The following is a 20,911-nucleotide window of genomic DNA, read 5'->3' as shown; positions in this document are numbered from 1 at the left end:
TCCGTGTCGGCCAAGGATAGCGGATACCGACGCGTTACTGACCCACCGCCACACTCGTCGGCACCTCACCCGGCGTGACGATGCTGTTCAGGTCGATGTGTTTCCACTCGGGTTTGGCCCCCAGCCGTGCGTTGAAGCGGTAGTTGAAGGTGAATTCATCTGCCGTCGCCACGCTCAGCGGTTTGCCGTACACCGACTCGATTCCCGGCAGGTCGTAGCCCATCAACTGCAACAGGGTCGGGAAGATGTTGTAGTGACTGGAGCGATCCTTGTTGGCCGCCAGTTGCGCCGACCAGTCGAGCGTCTGCAACTGATCGCCCTGAATCACCACCAGTGGCACCAGCCCCTCTTCCTCCACCGGGTCGCCGCCGCAGTGGGTGTTGAGTCCCGGATTACCGCGCTCGTGCAAATCCTGGCCGTGATCCGAGGTGTAGATCAGCAGCGCGTTGTTCAGATTGGCCTGGGCAAACACCCGCGAGAAGAACTCGCCGACGTTCCACAGCACGGTGTTCTTGTAGGCATTGCGATACAGCACCCAGTCATCCGGCTGGCCGTTGAAACCGGTGCGTTCACCGGTGTCGGCGACTTCCGTGAACTGTCCGCGGGGCAAGGTCGGGCGGTAGGCCATGAAGGCGTCCGGGTATTTGTCGTGCACCGGAAAATGCGCGCCGACCTTGTTGATCAGCACCAGCTCCGGTTTGTCGTCGTTGAGCAGTTCGATCAGCTTGGCGGCGGCGGCCATGTCGCGGTCGCGCACGCTGGTCTGGTCGAATTGCACGAATTCGTCGATGTCCTTTTTCTCGGCATCGTTCATCAGGTTCTGCAGGTTGCCGCCGGTGCGCTGAGCGTCGATGTAGACCGTGCGCATGCCGGCCTTCTTGGCGTACTGCCAGATCGACGGCAGCGTGCTGTTGATCCGCATGTAGTCGGCGCGGGTGCCGCCGTAGCGCAGGGTGATGTTGGTGTCGGCGCTGCAATTGGCGATGGACGCCGCGTAGCCGTAATTGAAGATCTCGACGCCCGGACGGGCCTGCTTGAGGTTGCTGTGCACACCGAACGGCGCGTTGATGTCCAGGTAATTGCCGGAAATGCTCTCGTCGATGATCAGCACGATGTCGTGGCCGACCGCAGGACCATTGCGCGCCAGGGTCACCGGCTCACGCGGGCCGACGGTGTTGTGCAGCGCTTCGTAGCCGAACAGGTTCAGATAGGCCAGCGGCGTGTACATGATCGGCAACCCGCGCGCGCCCTCGCCGGCCCGCACGAACAACACGGCGCTGAGCAGCAATACACCGCACAACGGCGCAGCGATCCGCAAGGCATTGGGCACCGGGATCGCGTGCCGGGGCTTGAGACCGATCCCGAACAACAGCAACAACCCGTTGAGCAGCCCGTGGATAATCGCCCCCCGGTACTGATACGCCGCCTCCTGGATGAAGCCGCCGGAGTACACCAGCGAGACGAAACTGCTGTAGGTCAGGTAATCGGCGGTCACCCTCGTATAAACATCGAAGAACACCGCCGAAACAAACAGGGTTAATGCGAACAAATGCCGAATGAAAGTCTGACGTATATAGGCTGTTAGTAATAATGCGAAAGTCAGCGTCAAAAACATCGCGCCAAAAAGAAGTACTGCCAACCCCATACCCATCGCATTTAAGCGGTCAAGGTAATATTCGAAATAAAGCAGCAGATAAATAATTAAAAGCAGTTCTTTCAGGTATCGAAACATGGCAATTCCGGGGCGCGTCCGACGAGACATGGTCAATCATTTGTCGGTCAAAATCTGACACTAGCACCGGGCCATCAAAGCGCAAGAAATGTCGGACATAATGCAAAAGCGTCAAAAAACTGTTGACTCAAATCTGACACACCCAAGTCGTTAAAACCCTTGAATTTCGCGGCCTACGACCGTTTATCGTTTTCTTCGGAATGTGAAAAACCCGTCAAGAACGGGACAAATCCATCTACAGCAAGCACTTGATGGCCTTTCGCCCCCAAAAATGGGGGTGTTATACCCTTGCAACATGTCATTTTGCTGACACGCTTTCCCCACGCTGCGCTATACCCCTTTTGACAGTTCCATTTCGATCTTCCATCACCGTCTTACGAGGCACGCCAATATGGACGTGAGCGTATTTGGTACGGGCTATGTTGGCCTGATACAAGCAGCCGCACTTGCCGATGTCGGACATCGCGTATTGTGCGTCGATATTGACCCGAACAAGATTAAACAACTGCAACAGGCAGTACCGCCTATTAGCGAACCGGGTCTTTCGGCAACTTTGGAAGAAAACATCAAGGCCGGGCGTTTGTTGTTCAGCACCCAGGCCAGCGATGCGGTGGAACATGCCGCACTGATCTTCATCGCCGTGGGCACGCCGGCCGACGAAGACGGCTCCGCCGACCTCAGCCATGTACTCAACGTGGCGCGGCAGATCGCAAGCTTCATGGAGGACGATCGCACGCTGATCATCAAATCCACGGTGCCGGTCGGCACGGCGGATCAGGTGCTGCACACCGCTGAAGAAGAACTGCAGCGGCGCGGCAAAAGCGCCCTGGCGGTGCGGGTGGTGTCCAACCCGGAATTTCTCAAGGAAGGCAGCGCCCTCGCCGACTGCATGCGGCCGGACCGGATTATCGTCGGCACCCGCGACGACCTGGCCCGCGAGCAGATGAGCGAGCTGTACGCGCCGTTCTGCCGCAACCACGAAAAACTGATGTTCATGGACAACCGCAGCGCCGAGCTGACCAAGTACGCGGCCAACGCGATGCTCGCCACCCGCATCAGTTTCATGAACGAGCTGGCCAACCTCACCGAACTGCTCGGCGCCGACATCGAAGCGGTGCGCAAGGGTATCGGTTCCGACCCGCGCATCGGCTATCACTTCATCTACCCGGGCTGCGGCTTCGGTGGCTCGTGCTTTCCCAAGGACCTGCGCGCCCTGCTGCACACCGCCGAACACAACGGCATGCCGCTGAAACTGCTGCGCAGCGTCACCGACGTCAACGACGCGCAGCGGCACATCCTGTTCAGCAAACTCAGGGCGCAATTCCCCCAAGGCCTGGCCGGCAAGTCGATCGCGATCTGGGGCCTGGCGTTCAAGCCGAACACCGATGACATGCGCGAAGCCCCCAGCCGCTATCTGATGGATGCGCTGTGGGCCGAAGGCGCCAGCGTGCAGGCCTACGATCCGGAAGCCATGTCCGAGTGCCGGCGCATTTACGGTTACCGCAATGACCTGCACCTGTGCGCCACCCGCGACGACACTCTTGAAGACGCCGACGCTCTGGTGATCTGCACCGAGTGGAAGAATTTCCGCGTGGTGGATTTCGAGCTGCTGGCCAGCAAGCTGCGCTCGAAAGTCATCATCGACGGACGCAACCTCTACAACCCGGAACAAGTGGCAGCCGCCGGCCTGCACTACAGCGGCATCGGTCTGCGCCACATCGCGCCTGACGGGTTGCGGCCATGAAAATCCTCGTCACCGGTGCGGCCGGCTTCATTGGTGCTCATGGCGTGCTGCGGCTGGTGCGCGACGGGCATCAGGTGATCGGCCTGGACAACTTCAACGGCTACTACGACCCGCAGCTCAAGCACGATCGGGTGGACTGGGTGCGCGAGCAGGTCGGGGATTTCCAGCTCGCCACGATTGATCTGGCAGACGCCTCGGCGCTGGAAGCGTTGTTCGTTCGCGAACGGCCGCAAGTCGTGGTGCACCTCGCGGCGCAAGCCGGGGTGCGCTACTCGCTGGAAAATCCACGGGCCTATCTGCACAGCAACCTCGATGGTTTCCTCAACATTCTGGAGTGCTGCCGCCAGTACCCGGTCGCGCACCTTATCTACGCCTCGTCCAGTTCGGTGTACGGCGCCAACCAGCGCACACCGTATTCGGTGCAGGACGGCGTCAATCACCCGCTGTCGCTGTACGCCGCGACCAAGAAAGCCAATGAATTGATGGCCCACAGCTACAGCCACCTGTTCGGCATCCCTTGCACCGGGCTGCGGTTTTTCACGGTCTACGGGCCGTGGGGCCGGCCGGACATGTCGCCGATCCAGTTCGCCAAGGCGATCAGCGAAGGCTCGCCGTTGAAGCTGTTCAACTACGGCGAGCATCAGCGCGATTTCACCTACATCGACGACATCATCGAAAGCATCGCACGCCTGATCGAGCGGGCGCCCCGGGCCAACCCCGAGTGGGACCGCGAACAACCCGATCCGGCGAGCAGCATGGCCCCGTGGCGCTTGTTCAACATCGGCGGCCAGCACCCGGTGGCGCTGAAAACCTACCTCGCCCTGCTGGAAAAACACCTCGGCCAGAAAGCCGTGGTCGAGCTGCTGCCGCTGCAACCGGGCGACGTACTCAACACCTGCGCCGAGGCCAGCGACCTGGCCCAGGCCACCGGGTTCCAGCCCCGGATAGAGCTGGATGAGGGACTGGGGCGGTTCATCGCCTGGTTCCGCGATTACTACCCCACTGCCTATCGCCCACGCGCCGCACGCGGCTGACCATCAGCGGAGGACTCCATGACTGGACATGAGAAAGGTGTACCGATCCAACAATTGGTGCGTGACAAACGCATGGATCCGGAACAGCGAATGCGCCTCGACGCGGCGATCCATCGCCAGGGTCAGGGCTGGATGACCGGCCGCGAAGGTGGCCGGCCGTGGCAACTGTCGCGCACCAACCGGGTGGTGGCCTGCCTCGGCGCGCTGATGATCCTGCTGATGATTTCGCCACTGCTGATCGGTCTGGCGCTGGCCATCAAGTTCACCAGCAAAGGCCCGGTGATGTTCGTGCAAAAGCGCACCGGTTATCGCGGGCGCAAGTTCGGCATGTACAAGTTCCGGACCATGGTCGCCAACGCCGAAGAGCTCAAGGAGTCGCTGCGCCACCTGAACAAGCACGGTGCCGACGCCATCGACTTCAAGATCGACCAGGACCCGCGCATCACCGGGATCGGCGGCTTCCTGCGGCGCACCAGCCTCGACGAACTGCCCAACCTGATCAACGTAGTGACCGGCGACATGCGCCTGGTCGGCCCTCGCCCGACCTCGTTCAACGCCTACCGCTACAAAGACAGTCACCTCGCCCGTCTGGCGATCTACCCCGGCATGACCGGCCTGTGGCAGATCTCCGGACGCAGCAATATCGACTTCGACCAGCGCGTTGAGTTGGACCTCAGCTATATCGCCGAGCAGAGCCTCCTGCTTGATCTGAAGATTCTGTTGAAAACCCCCTTCAAAGTATTCAGCGGCCACGGAGCAAGCTAATGGACGGTTCAACCAACAAAAGCCTGAGCATTGCCAGCCCCAGCGAGTCGAATCTGACCTCGACCGTGCTGGACCTGGATCTGCGGATCCTGTTCCTGACCGCCGCCAACCCCGGCGCCGGCACCACCACCAGCGCCCTGGCGCTGGCCAGTCAACTGGCGCAGATGAGCAGCGGCCAGGTGCTGTACGTCGACGCCAGCCAGTCGGCGAGCAACCTGACCCAGCAACTGAACCTGAGCAAGGAGCGCGGCCTGCGCGACCTGCTGTTCAACCCGGACAACCCGCCGCTGTTGCAGGACTGCGTGGTGCAGGTGTCGAGCCTGCCGTTTCACGTGCTGCCCAACGGCCGGCCGATCCGCACCATGGAACACCTGACCGCCGAGCGCCTGAGCCCGATGCTCGATCAACTGGGCAGCCAGTACCGCTTTGTGGTGATCGACGGCGACGCGGTGTATTCGGCCGCCGACACGCTGGTCATCAGCACTCAGGTCGACGGCGTGGTGTTCGTGGTACGCGCCGAAGACACCCGCTGGGAAGTCGCGCAAGCGGCGGTGCAGCGGTTGACCCAGGCCGGGGCGAAAGTGGTCGGCAGCGTGTTCAACCGGCGCAAGTACTACATGCCCAAATGGCTCTACAAAAACCTGTAAGCAACCGCAAAGGATGACGCCATGAACGCCAGGATTCTTGTGCTGCTGATGCTGCCGCTTGCAGGCTGCTCGAGCACCTCCGAAACCCAGAACATGCCGGTGAACATTCTCACCGCCACCCCGGCCAACTCCCAGGCCACCGACATGCCGAAGATCGAGCAGACCCTGCGCCCGCAGGATGTGCTGGACGTGATCTTCCACATCAGCACCAGCGGCTCGGACGCTTACCGCGTGCAGTCGGGTGACCAGATCGGCCTGAACTTCACCGCCGCCAGCCAGCTCAACGGCAACCAGTTGGTGCTGCCGGACGGCACCATCGAACTGCCGGGCGCCAACACCTCGGTGAAAATCGCCGGGCTGACCAGCGAAGAAGCGCGCCAGGAAATCCAGCGCGCCTATCAGCGCAAACAGCTGTTCCAGCCCAACCGCAATCAGTTGACGGTGCAGATCATCAGTCCGCTGACCAACGAGCAGAACCTGAAAAACGCCCTCAACCACCCGGCCACCGGCATGAGCCGCGAGATCACCGTCGGCACCGACGGCTACGCGAGCTTCCCGGAAATCGGTGCGGTGCCGCTGCAAGGCATGACCGTCAATCAGCTCGAAACTTTCCTCAACAAGAAGTACGCGCAACTGCCGGGCCGGATGACCGTGGACGTGCTGCTCAAGTCCACCGCCGGCAACGAGATCTACGTGCTGGGCGAAGTCGGCCAGCCAGGGTCCTACCCGATCCGCCGGCCAGTGTCGGTGCTTGAAGCGCTGACCCTGGCGCGCGGCACCAACGTCAAGGCGCGGCTCGATTCGGTGGTGATCATGCGGCGCAACGGCAATCAGGTGCAGGCCGTGCGTTACGACGTCGAGAAAGCGTTGTCGGGCGAGGCGCCGCAAATCGCCTACCTGCAACCGGACGACATGCTGTACGTGCCAAAAACCAAACTGGCCAGCGCCGGCGAACTCGCAAGGCAACTGGCCGACGTGGTGCTGTTCCAGGGCGTGGGCTTCAGCTTCGGCTACCGCGTCGACAACAAAGACAGTGACAGCAACTGACTCTCAGGTGACCGACATGAATCCAAAGGAAAACTACCTGCATGAGTTCTTCAGGATCTTCTTCGCCAACAAGCAACTGGTGAAACGGGTCTTCCTGATCTTTGCAGTGATCGCGCTGGTGCTGCCGCTGTTGCTCAAACAGAGCTTCGATATCACCGCTCAGGTGATCGTGCAGTCGAAAAAACTTTCACAGGGCGACGCCACCACGTCGCTGACCGTGGACAACGCCACCTTCATCCCGCCGTCGCTGGCGGACATGGAAACCGAGAGCAATATCCTGCGCTCGCCGGCGCTGATCCGTCAGACCATCAGCGAACTGCGCGACAAGGGCGAATACACTCCGTCGCCCGGAATGTTCAACAAGCTGGTGAGCGAGCCGTTCAAGCGCTACATCAGCTCGCCGCTGCGCCAGTATGTGATCAACCCCGTGCGCAACGCTCTGGGGCTTGAGACCGATCCGGTGCGCGACACCGCGCTCGATGCACTGACCCAGCAAGCCATCGACAGCCTGAAAATCGAGACCCTGCCCGGCTCCAACGTGATCTCGATCGTCTACAGCTTCCCCGATCCGCATCAAGGCACGACTTTCGTCGCCGCCCTGTTGCAGAACTATCTGGTGAGCCGTCAGGCGCTGCAATCGATCGACCTGCCGCAATCGTTCTACGAGTCCAAGAAGCAGCTTTATCAAGTGCGCCTCGATGGCCTGGAAGGCAACCGTCAGGCACTGCTGGAAAGTGTCGGCTCGTCGGATCCGAAGGAGGAAATCACCTTCCGCCTGAACGCGATCAACACCGAGGAGCAGGCGCTGAACCTGTACCAGGATCGCCTGCTGCAAAGCCAACGCTGGCTGGAGTACCTGAAAACCAGCCTGGCCGCCGCCAGCAACAACAAACTCAATGACTACACCTTCCCCTACACCTTCACCACCACCGTGGACAACGTGGCGTTCGAAGACCGGGAAATCAAACAGCTCGGTGAGCAACTGACCACTCAGGTCAGCCGCTACATGAACGATCTGGCGGTGTTCCAGCCCGGCAGCGAGCCGATGCTGCTGACCCGCGAGCAGATCGCCCGCACCCGCCAGCAGTTCCTCAAAGTGGTCAGCAACCGCATCCAGGAACGCACCAACGACCTGGCCGTGGTGAAACAGGTGATCGACCAGAAAACCGCGCGCATCGCCGAGTTCAAGAACCGCATCCACGAGCTGCAGCAAACCCAGAGCAAGCTGCGGCAGATGGACACCGAGATCGACGCCATGCATGCCGCGTTCTCGACCTACGCCCAGCGTTTTGCCGAAAGCAGCACCACCCGCTCGCTGAACGACGACTTGTCCAATGCCCGGGTCTTGAGCCCGCCGTTCGAGCCGACCGAAGCGGCGTTCCCCAAACCGATGCTGATCATTCCGTTCGGGCTGTTCACCGGTCTGTTGCTGGCGATTGCACTGGTCTATGTGCGTGAGTTCTTCGATCACCGCTTCAAACACCCGGCGCAAATCAGCCACGAGCTGGGCCTGCCGGTGCTGCTGGTGATCAACGACCAGAACGCGCTGCCCAGCAACCCGCACAAGAACTGGACCGTACCGAGCTTCCTGCACTGGGTGCGCAATTGAACACGCCCTCTACCCAGAACGCCGCGCTGCCGATCATGCATTTGCTCAGCAGCGGCGGGTTCTACGGGGCCGAGCGGATGTTGCTCGATCATTGCCTGGCAACGCCGGGGCAGCACCAGGTGCTGTTCCTCGACGCGCCGCCGGAACTGATCGCGCGCTTTCGCGAGGCCGGCGTCGATGCACAAGGCTGCGCAGGGCTCGCTGCCCTGCTGCGGCACTTGCGTCAGCGTCGCGGTGAACGGCCGTTGATCAACACCCACAATTTCAAAGGCCTGTTGTTCGGCTGGGTCGGCGCCACGCTGTTGCGCCTGCCGCTGGTGATCACTCAACACGGTTTCACCCCGCGCAGCCGCAAGCAGAAGTTCTACACCTGGCTGAGCCTGCAACTGTGCCGCACGGCATCGGTGGATCGGGTGGTGTGCGTCGCCGAAAGCATCGCGGTGTTGCACCGTCAGGCCAGCGTGCGTGCGGAGAAGTTGCAGGTGATCCCCAACGGATTGCCGGCAGCCGCCGCGCTGCTTTCCGATGCGCCCCGGCAACGCTGGCTCGCCGGCTACGTTGGGCGTTTGAGCAGTGAGAAAGGTCCGGATCTGTTTCTCGACGCGCTGATCCCGCTGTGTCATCAGCACCCGCAACTCGACGCGGTGATGCTCGGCGACGGCCCGGAACGCGAAGACTTGCAGGCACGGATCGACGCCGCGGGCTTGCAGCAACGCATCCGCTTGCCGGGTTATCAGACCGACATGCGGCATTGGTGGCAGCAACTCGATGCGCTGGTGATCAGCTCGCGCACCGAAGGCACGCCGATGATTCTTTTGGAAGCGATGCAGGCCGGGGTACCGGTGGTGGCATTCGGTGTCGGCGGGATTCCCGATGTGCTGGAGCACCGCCACAACGGTTTGCTCGCTGCCCCGACCGACAGCGCCGCCCTCGCCCGCCAGCTCGACACGTTGCTGTCCGAGCCTGGCCTGGCGCGGCAACTGCGCGACAACGCAAAACGCACGCAACAGGACCGCTACGACCTCAAGGCCCTGGCCGAACGCTGGTCGCAGCTGTACATCCGCACGGCACGGGAGGCACGCGCATGATTTTTCCGCTCTCGATCGTCAGTCTGCTGGGCCTGGTCTGCATCGCTCTGCTGGCCAGCCCCTGGCCCTACCTCGCGCCGGGCGCCGTGCTCGGTCTGGTGGGGTTCGCGGTGTTGTACCGCAAACCGACCTGGGGCCTGCTCGGGATTGCCGCGCTGGTGCCGTTCGAGGGCTTCTTCAAAGACAGCTCACTGTCGGGCAGCAAACTGATCGGCGCTTCGCTGGCGGTGATCCTGATGCTGCAACTGGCGATGCACCAGATTCCTTCGGATCGTCTGCGCAGCAATATCTGGCGCTTTCTGATCGCCTTCATGACCCTGTACTTTCTGAGCCTGCTGAACACCGATGACATGGGCATGTCGCTCGGTCACCTGCGGGAAATCAGCGTCGGCCTGATTCTGTTTGTCATCACCTTGCTGATCGGCCGCGAGCTGAACCTCGACCTGTTTGCCCGACTGGTGACTTTGGCTGTCAGCACGACCTGCGCCATGGCCATGTTCTCCACCAAATTCCAGGATCAGGGCCGCGCCGCCGGCCTGCTCGAAGACCCCAACGCCTTCGCCCTGCTGATCGCGTTCGCCATTCCGCTGGGGCTGCTGCTGGTGATCCGCAGCCCGAACCTGTTGCATCGCCTGTTCTGGGGCGGTTGCTGCCTGCTGTTGCTCGGCGGCATGACCAAGACCGAGTCGCGCTCCGGGCTGGTGGTGCTGGCCTTGAGTCTGGTGATCGGTTGCTGGCACTACCGCGCGCAACTGGCGCGGATTCGTCCGCGTCATCTCGGCTTCGCCATGCTCGGCGCGGCGATCGCGATTCCGCTGGCGATCTACGCGATGCCTGCCGGCTACATCGCGCGCATCCAGTCCCTCAGCGTATTGAGCGCCGGGGCCAAGGGGCACAACGACGAATCCCTCGGCCGCCGCGCCTCGTACATCGTGGTCGGCAGCCAGATGATCCGCGAGAACCCGCTGCTCGGTTCCGGCCCCGGCACCTTCCCGCTGCACTACGCCACCACCGGCTACGCCAAGGCGTTTTCCGCCAACCGCAAGATCGGCGACCTGTACCGCCGGGCGCACAACACTTACCTGGAAATCTTCAGCGAACTGGGGGTTCCCGCTGGTTTGATGTTCGTCGGCATGCTCGCGCTGGGCCTGTACAACCTGATGCGTGCGCGCAAGGAATGGATGCTGCGGCGCAACTGGCAACAGGCGGATCTGATGACCCATCTGGGCGTGAGTTTTCTGTCGCTGACGTTGTTCCTGATGTTCCTCAGCGCACCGAACCAGAAATACCTGTGGATCATGCTCGCGCTGACCAGCGTTCTGCGCCTGAAAGCCGAGCAGGCTCCGACGACGGAGGCCAGGGCATGAGCCGGATCAGCATCGTCATCCCGATGTACAACGAGGCCCGGCACATTGGCCGCACCCTGCTGGCCGCGCAGAAGGCGGCGCACGCGGCGAATGTCGAGTGCGAGCTGATCGTGGTCGACAACGGCTCCAGCGACGACGGCCCGCAGATCGCCCGGCAGTTCGGCGCCCAGGTGCTGGTGATGCCGGGGCTACTGATCGGTGCGCTGCGCAATCGCGGCACGGCGATTGCCACCGGGGAATGGCTGGCGTTCATCGACGCCGACATCGAAATGCCCGAAGACTGGCTCACCCAACTGTTCGCGCTCGAAGCCGAAGGCCAGGCCGATGTCTTCGGGCTCGACCTGCACACCCCCGCCGCCGCGCCGTGGTACGCCACCGCGTGGCAGCGCCGCACCTTACGCCCGACGAACCACGCCGCCCACGTCGTCGACTGGCTGCCCAGCGCCAATTTGTTGATGCGCAGGTCCTGGTTTGACAAGGTCGGCGGCTTCAACGAAACCCTGCGCACTGGCGAGGACAAGGAGTTCACCCTGCGTCTGCGCGAACGGGGCGCCCAGTTACTCGCGGTCAACGAAAGCGTGGCCCTGCACTGGGGCTACGAAATGAACTGGCGCGAATGGATGGGCAAGGAGTTGTGGCGCCAGGGCAGCCATCTGCAACTGCTGCGCAGTCACGGGTTCAGCCTGCGCCTGCTGCGATTTCCAATGTTGTCGATCTTCGTCTGGATTCTCGATTTCCTGGCGATTTCTGCCCTGCTCGACGGCTTTCCCCATCACGCCGCGATCATGGTGATGTTGACGCTGATTCCAGGATTGGTACTCAGCGTGCGTCAGAGCCGCCGGCAACATGACCTCGGTTTCACCCTGCAACTGTGGGGCCTGCACTGGGTGCGCCTGCACCTGGCGGGCGCCGCGTTCATTCTCAGTCTGTGTCATTGGAACGCCAGGAGGCCTGCCCGTGGCTGAATTCATTTTCTGGATGTGCCTGCTGCTGCCGGTGTACGCCTATGTCGGCTACCCGCTGCTGCTGACGCTGCTCGCGCCGCTTTTCCCGGCGTGGCGCCACAGCCCGGCACCGCCGCTGAACATCAGCATCGTCATCGCCGCCCACAACGAAGCGCGGCACATCGAACACAAGCTGCGCTCGCTGCTGTCCCAGGATTATCAGCCGGCGACCCTGCAAATCATTCTGGCCAGCGACGGCTCCACCGACGACACCGTGGCCTGCGCGCACAAGGTCGTCGACCCGCGAATCACCGTGCTCGACCTGCCCCGCCAGGGCAAGGCCGCCACGCTGAACGCCGGCACGGCTTTGGCCACGGGTGACATTCTGGTGTTCACCGACGCCGACAACCAATGGTCGCGGGAAACCCTCGGCTACCTGCTGGCGCCCTTGAGCGATCCGCAGGTCGGCGCCTGCGCCGGGCACATGGTGATTCCGGTCACCGGCGGCGGTTTAAGCATCGGCGACAGCCTTTATCGGCACTACGAAGGTTGGTTGCGCCGGGTCGAGAATCGCACCGGTTGCATGGTTTCCGCCGACGGCGCCCTGCTCGCCCTGCGCCGCGAACTGTTCGAGAATGTGCCGGCCGAGGTCAACGACGATTTCTTCATCAGCACCTGCGCCCCGGTGAAATTCAAACGCATCGTCTACGTGCCCGAAGCGCAGGTGATCGACCACGGCGTCGACGAAGCCGACAAGCAATTTCGCCGTCGCCAGCGGGTCACCGTCGGCGGTCTGCAAAGCCTGGCGCAACGTAGCGAACTGCTCAACCCGTTCAAGCACGGGCTGTATTCGATTGCGTTGATCAGCCACAAGCTGATCCGCCGCCTGGCGCCGATCCTGTTGCTGCCGTTGCTGCTGAGCAATTTCTGGCTGTGGGAAGAGCACGGTTTCTATCGCCTCTGCCTGATCGCGCAACTGGTCGGCTACGCCATCGCGATTGCCGGCCTGCTGGATTCGCAACACCGCTTACCCAAACCGTTCCGCCTTGCGGCATTCCTGCTGGTGACACTGGCGGGCATGAGCATCGGCCTGTGGCAGTTCCTGCGCGGCCAGCGTTACGCCCAGTGGAACCCTGACCAAAACCGTTGAGAGGGACAGAGCCATGGCGATCAAACAACTGATTAAACGCACCAGCGGCTGGCTCTATCTCAACTCGTCCGTGGGACGAAACCAGTTACACGGCGCCGGTGTGATCCTGATGTTGCACCGGGTGCTGGCCAACGATCGCGCCGCCGACCTGCCGCACCGCAACGAACTGTGCGTCGGGCCCAAGGCCTTCGAACATTTGCTGGTGTGGCTGCGCAAGCATTTCGATTGCGTGCCGCTGATGGAAATCCTCCAGCCCAACGCCTTGCGCACCGAGCGTCCGCAGGTGGCGCTGACCTTCGATGACGGCTGGCGCGACAACGCCGCCAATGCCTTTCCGTTGCTGCAGAAACATCAGGTGCCGGCGAGCATTTTTCTCTCCACCGATTTCATCGGCAGCCGTCAGCGTTTCTGGTGGGAAAGCATCGGCGAAACCCTGTGGGGCAGCCATGGCGAAAAGCCGCGCATGCACCTGATCGAATATTTGCAGTCGATCCACCATCCCGTGCCGGTGCTTCTGGATGACATCGATGTGGATCGGCGCAGTCTGACCCTGCTGCATTACCTGCAAGGGCTTAAAGCGCTCGACCCGATGATGCTTGAACGCCTGACCGACGAATGCCCGCAAGAGTCGCAGCCTCAGGCACTCGATTGGCATCAGGTGCGGGCAATGGAGTCTTCCGGCCTGGTGCGGTTCGGTCCCCACGGCGCCAGTCACGCCATCCTCACCGGTCTTGATGATGTGCGCCTGGGCGAAGAAATCAGCCGCAGCCGCGATGCCATGCTCAATGGCTGCAACCGGCCGTTGCCGGTTTATTGCTACCCCAACGGCGACAACGATGAGCGGGTGCGCGAACAGATCGCCCATCACGATTACCCCTTCGCGCTCGGCACTGGCAGCGGCATCTATCGCGGCACCGGTGATCCGCTGAACCTGCCACGCTTCGGCGTCAGTCAGCGCACCGCGCGCAATCCGGAACTGCTGTCGTGGCGGATCTATCGCGGGGCGCGACCATGAGTCGAAGCAGTTACCTCAAGCATCTGGCGCTGAGCATGGGCACCAAACTGGCGATGATCGCCCTGCGCCTGCTGAGGAATGTGCTGCTGGCGCGAATTCTCGGGCCCAGCGAACGGGGCCTGTTCGCTCTGCTCAGCACGTTGCCCGATCTGATCAGCGCGGCCACCAGTGGCGGCTTGAATTCGGCGGTCGGTTATCAGGCCGCCAAGCAACGGCCGATGGGTTTGTTGCTCGCCCAAGTGCTGGTGTTCGGCTGCTTGTTGGCGGGTCTGCTGACCTTGTTGGTTGTGGCACTGGTGCGCGAGTTCGGCAGTGAACTGGACGTGACGATGCAACTCGGTCTGCTGGCGTGGCTGTTGCTGTTGGCGGTGCCGTTGACCGTGCTCAAAAGCGGTCTGCTGACCTTGCACAATGCGTCCGGCGGCGTGGTCGCGTTCAACGCCTTGCGGCTGGTGGAATCCCTGGCGCCGCTGCTGCTGTTTCTCGCGCTGTTCTGGATGTGGAAAGAAGCGGCCCTTGAAGCCGCGCTGATCAGTTGGCTGGCCGGCATCAGCCTGGTGGTATTGGTCGGCTGGCTGTGGCTCAAACGTGCGCAGCCGTTGCAGCTGCAATGGGATCGCGCCAGCCAGAACGAGCTGCTGCGCTTCAGTGCACGCAGCCACCCGGATCTGCTGTTCCAGCAAGTGATCCTGCGTTCCGATTACCTGTTCATCGGCGCCTTGCTCGGCAGCACAGCCCTGGGGCATTACGCGATGGCCAGCGCCGCCGCCGAGCTGCTGCTGATCGTCCCGGAAGCGGTGACCACGCCGCTGATGAAACGCCTGCTGCAACAGGACGAAGGCATGGACAAGGTCACGCCGCTGGCCCTGCGCCTGACCGCCACGGTGATGCTCGGCGCCTGCCTGACCATGGCCGTGATCGGCGAATGGCTGATCGTCACCCTGTTCGGCGTCGCCTACCAACCGGCGTATCCGGCGCTGCTCGCATTGCTGCCGGGGCTGCTGGGCCTGTGCTACGCGAGCATCCTGCGCCTGGACCTGATCGGCAAGAACCGCCCCGGCACGGTGTCGTTGCTGATGGGGATCGGCGCGCTGCTCAATCTTGCGCTGAACCTGCTGCTGATTCCGGCCTACGGCATCGTCGGCGCGGCGGCGGCTTCGTCGATTGCCTATCTGGCGGTGACCGTGGCGATGCTGGTGTTGTACTGCCGGTTGAGCGGCGTGGCGTTCTGGCAAACCCTGATCATCCTGCCCAGCGACCTTACGCCGATGTGGCTGATGTTGCAGCGTCGTTTTTTACAACGGAAGTCAGCATGAAAGGCCTGGCCCTGCTGTTCGGTCTCGGCCTGTCGCTGGACGCCTTCGCGGCGTCGATGCGCTGGGGCGACATTCGTGACGGCAGCCTGTACCTGCAAGCGGATCGCCCCGACACGGTGACCGTGCGCTGGGCGCCGGCGTGGCAGGCAGAAGCCAACGAAGAGCACCTCTTCCTGCTCGACGGCCGGGGCAAATTGCAGGGCGAGCGCTTCATCAAGGCCAGTGAAACCCGTGGCAGCCAGAGCTGGCCGTTGGCGCCGGGGGCCGCGAGTTATCAGCTGGAAATCCCCGGCTACAGTTTCCGCAGTTATCGAGTCGAGCACGACGAAAACACCGTGGCCCTGTTCGCTCCGGCCAAGGTGCATTTCAGTGCGGAAACCCGTAACGGCGATGAGCTGTATTTCAAGGTCGCCGCGGGTGAGCACGCGATATTGGCGGGCAAGTTCCACGGCGGGGTCAGCGCCCTGCAAGCGCAGCGGGTCGGTGACGGGCAGCCCCTGACATTGGCGCTGAAACCCTATCGCGCCTATTGGCAGTTCGATCAGGTGGCGTTGCCGGTCAGCGAACGCGAACAAGTCTGGCGCCTGCGTCTGCAAGGCAGCGGCAAAGCGGCGTTCTGGCTCGACGGCACGGCCAATCTGTTCGCGCAGACCCCGCAACAGCTCAAACCGCTGCGCGAAGACGACGGCCAGACGCGCCTGACCCTGCACGACAAAGTCCTTGGCCGCACCCCGGATCTGGGCATCGCCCTGCCCTACGTGATGCCGCCGCCCGCCAGCCATCCGGTGCTCGATGCGCTGAAACCGACGGCCGCCAGTTACTACAGTTTCGTCGACGTGACGGCGAAGAAGCCGCACTTCGAAGATGCGTTTCGCCAGGTCTATCAGGACCGTTTCGGCATCCGTCAGGACATCACTTTGCTCGCCGGCAGTCAGCGCCAGGCTGACCTGCGCGCCGACGTACAAAGCAACAGCGGACTCGACGCCTGGCTCGCCGGCACCCGTGCGCTGGGCGGCAAAGGCACGCACTACATCGGGTTCGCCGACGAGCCCAACCTGAATTATTCGAGTTACGAGCAATACCGTTCGATCTTCACCAGCATGGCCCGGCAGGTGCGTAGCGATCCGGCCAATGCCAAGGCAGGCGTGCGCATCGCGATGCCGGCCAGTTCGCGATTGGTCAACGGGCCATTCGCTGACAACGCGGCGAACAAGCGTGGCATCGACTGGGCCCGGCGCCTGCTGAGTGAATCCGCCGATCAGGTCGATGCGCTGGCCTGGCACGAATGGATGATTCGCGACCTGCTCGCCACTCGCGTGTACCGCGACAGCGTGCGCCGCGCTGCCGATCTGGTCGGCCTCGATGCCAAGGGCCAGCCGCGCAAGGCCTTGCTGCTGGATCAGACCAACCTGTCCAGCGGCTCGAGCCTGAGCCCCTACGATCAGGAAACCCATTTCACCTCGCTGTGGTGGGCCTCGGTGGTGATCAACGCCTCCCAGGACGGTCTGCTGACGATGCTCAACTGGTTCCAGGCCGCCGATGAGCCGCAATACCCCAAAGGCATGTTGCGGGTGCTGGGCGATGACCGCTTCGAGTTGAAACCGGTGGGCCTGGCGCAGCAGTTCATCCAGCAGCACTGGATGCACAACGTGCTGTGGCTGGAGAACGACGCGTTCGAAGTCGATGTGCTGGCGATGGCCAGCGACGATCAACGCGGGCTGCTCGGCGTGAACAAGGGCACGCGTTTGCAGCGTGTCGATCTGGCGGGCGCCAAATGCCCATTGAACAACGGCGCGCTGCGCTACTTCGGCGCCGACAACCGCAGCCGCGACGCGCCTTTTCGCTGTCAGGACGGTCGCGTGCGCTTCGAGCTGCCGGGACAAACCCTGTTTGCCCTGAGCTGGAGCGCCTCATGACCGCCCTGTTGATGTCCGGCCGCGCAGGCCTCTGGCCGCGCGATGACTCGTCATCAGGAGCAACGACCATGAATGTTCTGCAAAAAGTCAGCGAGCACATCAAACAGAAAGGCCTGCGGGCTACCGTGGCCAAGGTGTGGAAGCACTACGTCTTTTCTCACCAGGAACTGCTGTGGATGGAGCGCGATCTGGTCAGTCCGGTGCCACCTCACAGCCTCAAACCCTACCCGCCGCTGCGGGTGGTGAAGATCACCCCGGACAACACCAGTGCCTTCGCCCGCCACTTCGGCGACCGCGTCGGCACCATGGCGGAACTCGCCCGGGAAAATCACACCGGGCACATGCACCTGGACGATCAGGGCCATGCGGTGGCGTTCATCTGGGGCAGCGCGCGGGACTATTTCGACCGCCATTACTACGGCTGCATGTTCCCGGTGAAACCCGGCGAGTTTTTCGAGTTCGGCGGCGAACTGACCCGCTCGTACTGGGGCACCGAACTGTCGGTGGACCTGCAACTGGAACTGTGGAAAGCCATGGCCGCCCAGGGCTGCGACAAGGTCGTGGACGTCTGCGAGTTCCACAACATCCCGGCGCTCAAGCTGCACCTGCGCATGGGCTATACCGAACAGGGCCGGATCATGAATGTGTATGAGTTGTTCGGTCGCTGGCGCTTCTACCGCGAAACCCGCTACAGCGGATCGCGCCTGGACGCGCTGCGCAAACCTTCCCGTCCACCTGTCACAGCAACGGCGACCTGAGCCTATGGCGCAATTCGAATGGCGCACCTCGTTGTGCGCACCTGATTTCCCGGCGGCGGCCTATGAAGCGCTGCGCCTGCGGGTGACGGATCACACGCCGTTCAACAGCCTCGACTGGCTGTGCGCGGCAGAGCAGGCGCTCGATGCGCACGAGCGGCTGCATGTATTGCTGGGTTGGGAAGCAGACGAATTGCGCCTGTGCCTGCCACTGGTGACGAGCCGTGAACAGTTTTTCGGATTGCCGTTTCGGGTGGTGCATCACCTGGGTTATCCGCTGGCCGATCGCCTGGCGTTGCTATCACTGCTGAATGCCGACGACATGCGCCAGGCCCTGCGGCTGATTCGCCAGCGAGTGCCCCACGCCCTGCTGCAACTCAACGAAATCGCCGAGCCGGTCGGCGACGAAAGCGTGCTCACCGAATGGATGGCCCACAGCTCCACCGGCGAACGTCGCTTGAGCTGCCGAGTGCCGGTGCACCTGATCAGCGACGCCGACCGCCAGGAAGTCTCGGGCGATCCCCGCTACAAACTGCGCCGAGCCCGCAAGCGGATTGCCGCGTGTGGCGCCGAAGTCCGGCGGATCATTCCCGACGCAGCCACCATGGGCCCGTTGTTGCAGGCCATCAGCGAAGTCGAGGCGGTGAGCTGGAAAGGCGACGAAGGCGTCGGGATCTTTGCCAGCGAACGCAGCCGCCGTTGCATGGAAAACGCCTTCACCGCCCTCGCCGCTTCGGGCCGGGTGCGCGTGGTGGTGCTGGAACTGGACGGGCGTTGCATCAGCTATCGGCTCGGTCTGTTCGAGCAGGGCCGACTCTACGACTACAACCTCGCTTTCCTGCCGCAATACGCCGACCTGGGCAGCGGCCGGGTGCTGCTGGAGGAATGGATTCGCTGGGGGCTGGACGACAACTGGCGCTGGATCGATGCCTCGCGGGTAAGCCTGGAAAACTCCAGCCATCAACTGCACGAACGCATGACCGGGCAACTGGAACACTGGCGCTGGAGCTTCTACTCGTGGCGTCCCAGCGGTCTGTTGCTGGGACTCGGTCTGCGCGTCTGGCACCGGCTCAAGCCTGCGTTGCAACAATGGCGGGCGAAGCGTGCGGCGGCCAAGGCGGCGGTCATTGCGACACCTGTGATCAACCCCACCAAGGAGGGCGAACATGCCTCGCCAAGTCATAGTCAACGCTGACGATTTCGGCCTGAGCCCGAACGAAAACGCGGTGATCCTCGGTGCGTTCCAGGCCGGGGTCATCAGCTCCGCCACCGCCATGGCCAACATGCCGGCGTTCGAAGCGGCCTGCGCCATGGCCCGGCTGCCGCTGCTGGAAGGCCGGATCGGTCTGCACTTCAACCTGACCTACGGCCGGCCCTTGAGCCGGGCCATTCTCGAGCGTCGCACCTTCTGCGACAGCCACGGCGTGTTCGACCTCAGCCTGGCGCGCCACAGCCTGTGGCTGGGCCGCGAAGATCGCGAGGCGGTGCAGGAAGAATTGCAGGCGCAGTGGCAGCGCTGCGTCGATCACGGTGTGCGTCCCAGTCACCTCGATTCGCATCAGCACGTGCACAACATCTGGCCGATCGGCGAGATCGTCGCGCGCTTCGCTGCCCATCAAGGTGTGCCGGTGCGCCTGGCGCGCAACCTGGGGCAAAACCTCAGCCTGCCCAAACGCGTGTTCAAGGGTTTGCTCAACCGTCGGTTGCAAGGTCTGGCCGGGGCCACGGCGGATTACGTCTGTACACCGGTGGACCTGCGCAACGCTGCTGCGCCGACCGACGGCGTGCTGGAAATCGTCGCCCATCCGAACCAGCTCGGTGCGGATTTCGGTGACGCCTATCTGCAACCCGGAGAGTCCCTGAGCCGCGTGCTAGAGCAGCGGCTGGCGGGCGTTCCACGGGTTTCCTATGCCGATCTGAACAAGGATTTTCTACGCGGTGCTGCGGCACTCTGAACCGTTACACAACTTGCAATACTTTCAAAGCTGGCGCTTTGACATGGACTTGCAGGGGTGATCTATACCCACAAAAGCGTCATCCACAACACCCGGGCTTCGGCCACGGAGGGCATCATGAGCGTCATTGAAAAGCTGCGCGAACGTATCAAGCAAAAAGGCCTGGGCCGCACTTTCGGCACGTTGTGGAAACGCTACGTGTTCTTCCATTGGGAACTGTTGTGGATGGAACGCGACCTGGTCAGCCCGGTACCGCCGCACAAGCTGCGCCCTTACGACGGCCTGCGCAAAGTCGACATCACCGCCGAGAATGCCGGCGCGTTCGCCAGGCACTTCGGTGACCGGGTGGAGACCATGGCCGAGCTGGCCAACGAGGGCCACACCGGGCACATGTACCTGGACGCCGACGGCCACGCGGTCGGGTTTATCTGGGGCAGCATTCGCGACTACCACGACCGCCACTATTACGGCTGCACCTTCCCGGTCAAACCCGGCGAGTTCTTCGAATTCGGCGGCGAGATGACCCGCGCCTACTTCGGCAGCAGCCTGTCGGTGGACGTCCAGGTCGCCCTCTGGGAAGCCATGGCAGCCCAGGGTTGCAACAAAGTGGTCGACGTCTGCGAAACCCACAACATCCCGGCGCTGAAACTGCACATCCGCATGGGCTACCACGAGCAGGGCCGCGTCATGCACGTCTATTGCCTGTTCGGCAAATGGCGGTTCTTCCGCGAAACCCGCTATGAAGGCTCACGCCTGGACCCGCTGCGCAAACCGGGACGGCCGGTGGTGACGGCGGCTGCGCAGGCTTGAAGGGTTTAACCTGCGGC

18 protein-coding genes are annotated in these 20,911 nt (G+C 62.7%); 17 read left to right on the top strand and 1 reads right to left on the bottom strand.

Going from position 1 to position 20,911, the window contains the following annotated elements:
• Positions 1–34: 34 nt before the first annotated feature.
• Positions 35–1,732, bottom strand: coding sequence for a sulfatase-like hydrolase/transferase (locus tag PMI24_RS17555; RefSeq protein ID WP_007956195.1), 1,698 nt, complete (start codon positions 1,730–1,732; stop codon positions 35–37).
• Positions 1,733–2,123: 391 nt separating this feature from the next.
• Here PMI24_RS17555 and PMI24_RS17550 point away from each other — a divergent pair, with 391 nt between their 5' ends.
• From PMI24_RS17550 to PMI24_RS17470, 17 genes are all read left to right on the top strand, one after another.
• Positions 2,124–3,476 (top strand): UDP-glucose dehydrogenase family protein, encoded by a 1,353-nt coding sequence (locus tag PMI24_RS17550; protein WP_007956193.1) that lies wholly within the window; start codon positions 2,124–2,126, stop codon positions 3,474–3,476.
• Positions 3,473–4,510 carry an NAD-dependent epimerase gene (locus tag PMI24_RS17545; RefSeq protein ID WP_007956192.1) on the top strand — a complete coding sequence of 346 codons (1,038 nt, stop codon included), beginning with the start codon at positions 3,473–3,475 and terminating at the stop codon, positions 4,508–4,510. The genes PMI24_RS17550 and PMI24_RS17545 overlap by 4 nt, the downstream gene beginning before the upstream one ends.
• An 18-nt stretch (positions 4,511–4,528) precedes the next feature.
• On the top strand, positions 4,529–5,275 hold the full coding sequence (locus tag PMI24_RS17540) for a sugar transferase (protein WP_007956191.1): 747 nt from the start codon (positions 4,529–4,531) through the stop codon (positions 5,273–5,275).
• The gene (locus PMI24_RS17535; protein ID WP_007956190.1) at positions 5,275–5,922 is read left to right on the top strand and encodes a CpsD/CapB family tyrosine-protein kinase; all 648 of its coding nucleotides are present in this window, start codon (positions 5,275–5,277) and stop codon (positions 5,920–5,922) included. Before PMI24_RS17540 ends, PMI24_RS17535 begins: the two co-directional genes overlap by 1 nt.
• A gap of 21 nt (positions 5,923–5,943) precedes the next feature.
• A complete protein-coding gene (locus PMI24_RS17530; protein WP_007956189.1) occupies positions 5,944–6,969 on the top strand; it encodes a polysaccharide biosynthesis/export family protein in 1,026 nt (341 codons plus the stop codon).
• A 16-nt stretch (positions 6,970–6,985) separates the two neighbouring features.
• A complete protein-coding gene (locus tag PMI24_RS17525) occupies positions 6,986–8,578 on the top strand; it encodes a GumC family protein (protein WP_007956188.1) in 1,593 nt (530 codons plus the stop codon).
• 35 nt (positions 8,579–8,613) lie between these two features.
• Positions 8,614–9,666 carry a glycosyltransferase family 4 protein gene (locus PMI24_RS17520; RefSeq protein WP_375748072.1) on the top strand — a complete coding sequence of 351 codons (1,053 nt, stop codon included), beginning with the start codon at positions 8,614–8,616 and terminating at the stop codon, positions 9,664–9,666.
• The gene (locus PMI24_RS17515; RefSeq protein WP_007956184.1) at positions 9,663–11,033 is read left to right on the top strand and encodes an O-antigen ligase family protein; all 1,371 of its coding nucleotides are present in this window, start codon (positions 9,663–9,665) and stop codon (positions 11,031–11,033) included. The genes PMI24_RS17520 and PMI24_RS17515 overlap by 4 nt, the downstream gene beginning before the upstream one ends.
• Entirely contained in the window at positions 11,030–11,998 is a 969-nt protein-coding gene (locus PMI24_RS17510) for a glycosyltransferase (RefSeq protein ID WP_007956182.1), read from the top strand. Before PMI24_RS17515 ends, PMI24_RS17510 begins: the two co-directional genes overlap by 4 nt.
• A complete protein-coding gene (locus tag PMI24_RS17505) occupies positions 11,991–13,127 on the top strand; it encodes a glycosyltransferase (protein WP_007956180.1) in 1,137 nt (378 codons plus the stop codon). The genes PMI24_RS17510 and PMI24_RS17505 overlap by 8 nt, the downstream gene beginning before the upstream one ends.
• A 13-nt stretch (positions 13,128–13,140) precedes the next feature.
• Positions 13,141–14,142 carry a polysaccharide deacetylase family protein gene (locus tag PMI24_RS17500; protein WP_007956178.1) on the top strand — a complete coding sequence of 334 codons (1,002 nt, stop codon included), beginning with the start codon at positions 13,141–13,143 and terminating at the stop codon, positions 14,140–14,142.
• Positions 14,139–15,458 carry a lipopolysaccharide biosynthesis protein gene (locus tag PMI24_RS17495; RefSeq protein ID WP_007956175.1) on the top strand — a complete coding sequence of 440 codons (1,320 nt, stop codon included), beginning with the start codon at positions 14,139–14,141 and terminating at the stop codon, positions 15,456–15,458. The genes PMI24_RS17500 and PMI24_RS17495 overlap by 4 nt, the downstream gene beginning before the upstream one ends.
• Positions 15,455–17,374 (top strand): hypothetical protein, encoded by a 1,920-nt coding sequence (locus tag PMI24_RS17490; RefSeq protein WP_007956167.1) that lies wholly within the window; start codon positions 15,455–15,457, stop codon positions 17,372–17,374. Before PMI24_RS17495 ends, PMI24_RS17490 begins: the two co-directional genes overlap by 4 nt.
• 68 nt (positions 17,375–17,442) lie before the next feature.
• The gene (locus tag PMI24_RS17485; protein ID WP_007956166.1) at positions 17,443–18,132 is read left to right on the top strand and encodes a GNAT family N-acetyltransferase; all 690 of its coding nucleotides are present in this window, start codon (positions 17,443–17,445) and stop codon (positions 18,130–18,132) included.
• A 4-nt stretch (positions 18,133–18,136) separates the two neighbouring features.
• Entirely contained in the window at positions 18,137–19,324 is a 1,188-nt protein-coding gene (locus PMI24_RS17480; protein WP_007956165.1) for a GNAT family N-acetyltransferase, read from the top strand.
• Positions 19,296–20,084, top strand: coding sequence for a ChbG/HpnK family deacetylase (locus PMI24_RS17475; RefSeq protein ID WP_007956164.1), 789 nt, complete (start codon positions 19,296–19,298; stop codon positions 20,082–20,084). The genes PMI24_RS17480 and PMI24_RS17475 overlap by 29 nt, the downstream gene beginning before the upstream one ends.
• Before the next feature lie 117 nt (positions 20,085–20,201).
• The gene (locus tag PMI24_RS17470) at positions 20,202–20,894 is read left to right on the top strand and encodes a hypothetical protein (protein WP_007956163.1); all 693 of its coding nucleotides are present in this window, start codon (positions 20,202–20,204) and stop codon (positions 20,892–20,894) included.
• The last annotated feature ends 17 nt before the right edge of the window (positions 20,895–20,911 follow it).

Origin of the sequence: Pseudomonas sp. GM25, assembly GCF_000282255.1 — a bacterium.
GTDB lineage: Bacteria > Pseudomonadota > Gammaproteobacteria > Pseudomonadales > Pseudomonadaceae > Aquipseudomonas > Aquipseudomonas aphyarum.
The sequence above is the reverse complement of the archived record's forward strand: the minus strand, read 5'-3'. Positions and strand labels throughout refer to the sequence as shown.

Excerpts from the sequence above, each read along its gene's own strand:
- PMI24_RS17555 (WP_007956195.1), bottom strand. The coding sequence starts at position 1,732 with ATGTTTCGATACCTGAAAGAACTGCTTTTAATTATTTATCTGCTGCTT.
- PMI24_RS17550 (WP_007956193.1), top strand. The coding sequence starts at position 2,124 with ATGGACGTGAGCGTATTTGGTACGGGCTATGTTGGCCTGATACAAGCA.
- PMI24_RS17545 (WP_007956192.1), top strand. The coding sequence starts at position 3,473 with ATGAAAATCCTCGTCACCGGTGCGGCCGGCTTCATTGGTGCTCATGGC.
- PMI24_RS17540 (WP_007956191.1), top strand. The coding sequence starts at position 4,529 with ATGACTGGACATGAGAAAGGTGTACCGATCCAACAATTGGTGCGTGAC.
- PMI24_RS17535 (WP_007956190.1), top strand. The coding sequence starts at position 5,275 with ATGGACGGTTCAACCAACAAAAGCCTGAGCATTGCCAGCCCCAGCGAG.
- PMI24_RS17530 (WP_007956189.1), top strand. The coding sequence starts at position 5,944 with ATGAACGCCAGGATTCTTGTGCTGCTGATGCTGCCGCTTGCAGGCTGC.
- PMI24_RS17525 (WP_007956188.1), top strand. The coding sequence starts at position 6,986 with ATGAATCCAAAGGAAAACTACCTGCATGAGTTCTTCAGGATCTTCTTC.
- PMI24_RS17520 (WP_375748072.1), top strand. The coding sequence starts at position 8,614 with ATGCATTTGCTCAGCAGCGGCGGGTTCTACGGGGCCGAGCGGATGTTG.
- PMI24_RS17515 (WP_007956184.1), top strand. The coding sequence starts at position 9,663 with ATGATTTTTCCGCTCTCGATCGTCAGTCTGCTGGGCCTGGTCTGCATC.
- PMI24_RS17510 (WP_007956182.1), top strand. The coding sequence starts at position 11,030 with ATGAGCCGGATCAGCATCGTCATCCCGATGTACAACGAGGCCCGGCAC.
- PMI24_RS17500 (WP_007956178.1), top strand. The coding sequence starts at position 13,141 with ATGGCGATCAAACAACTGATTAAACGCACCAGCGGCTGGCTCTATCTC.
- PMI24_RS17495 (WP_007956175.1), top strand. The coding sequence starts at position 14,139 with ATGAGTCGAAGCAGTTACCTCAAGCATCTGGCGCTGAGCATGGGCACC.
- PMI24_RS17490 (WP_007956167.1), top strand. The coding sequence starts at position 15,455 with ATGAAAGGCCTGGCCCTGCTGTTCGGTCTCGGCCTGTCGCTGGACGCC.
- PMI24_RS17485 (WP_007956166.1), top strand. The coding sequence starts at position 17,443 with ATGAATGTTCTGCAAAAAGTCAGCGAGCACATCAAACAGAAAGGCCTG.
- PMI24_RS17480 (WP_007956165.1), top strand. The coding sequence starts at position 18,137 with ATGGCGCAATTCGAATGGCGCACCTCGTTGTGCGCACCTGATTTCCCG.
- PMI24_RS17475 (WP_007956164.1), top strand. The coding sequence starts at position 19,296 with ATGCCTCGCCAAGTCATAGTCAACGCTGACGATTTCGGCCTGAGCCCG.
- PMI24_RS17470 (WP_007956163.1), top strand. The coding sequence starts at position 20,202 with ATGAGCGTCATTGAAAAGCTGCGCGAACGTATCAAGCAAAAAGGCCTG.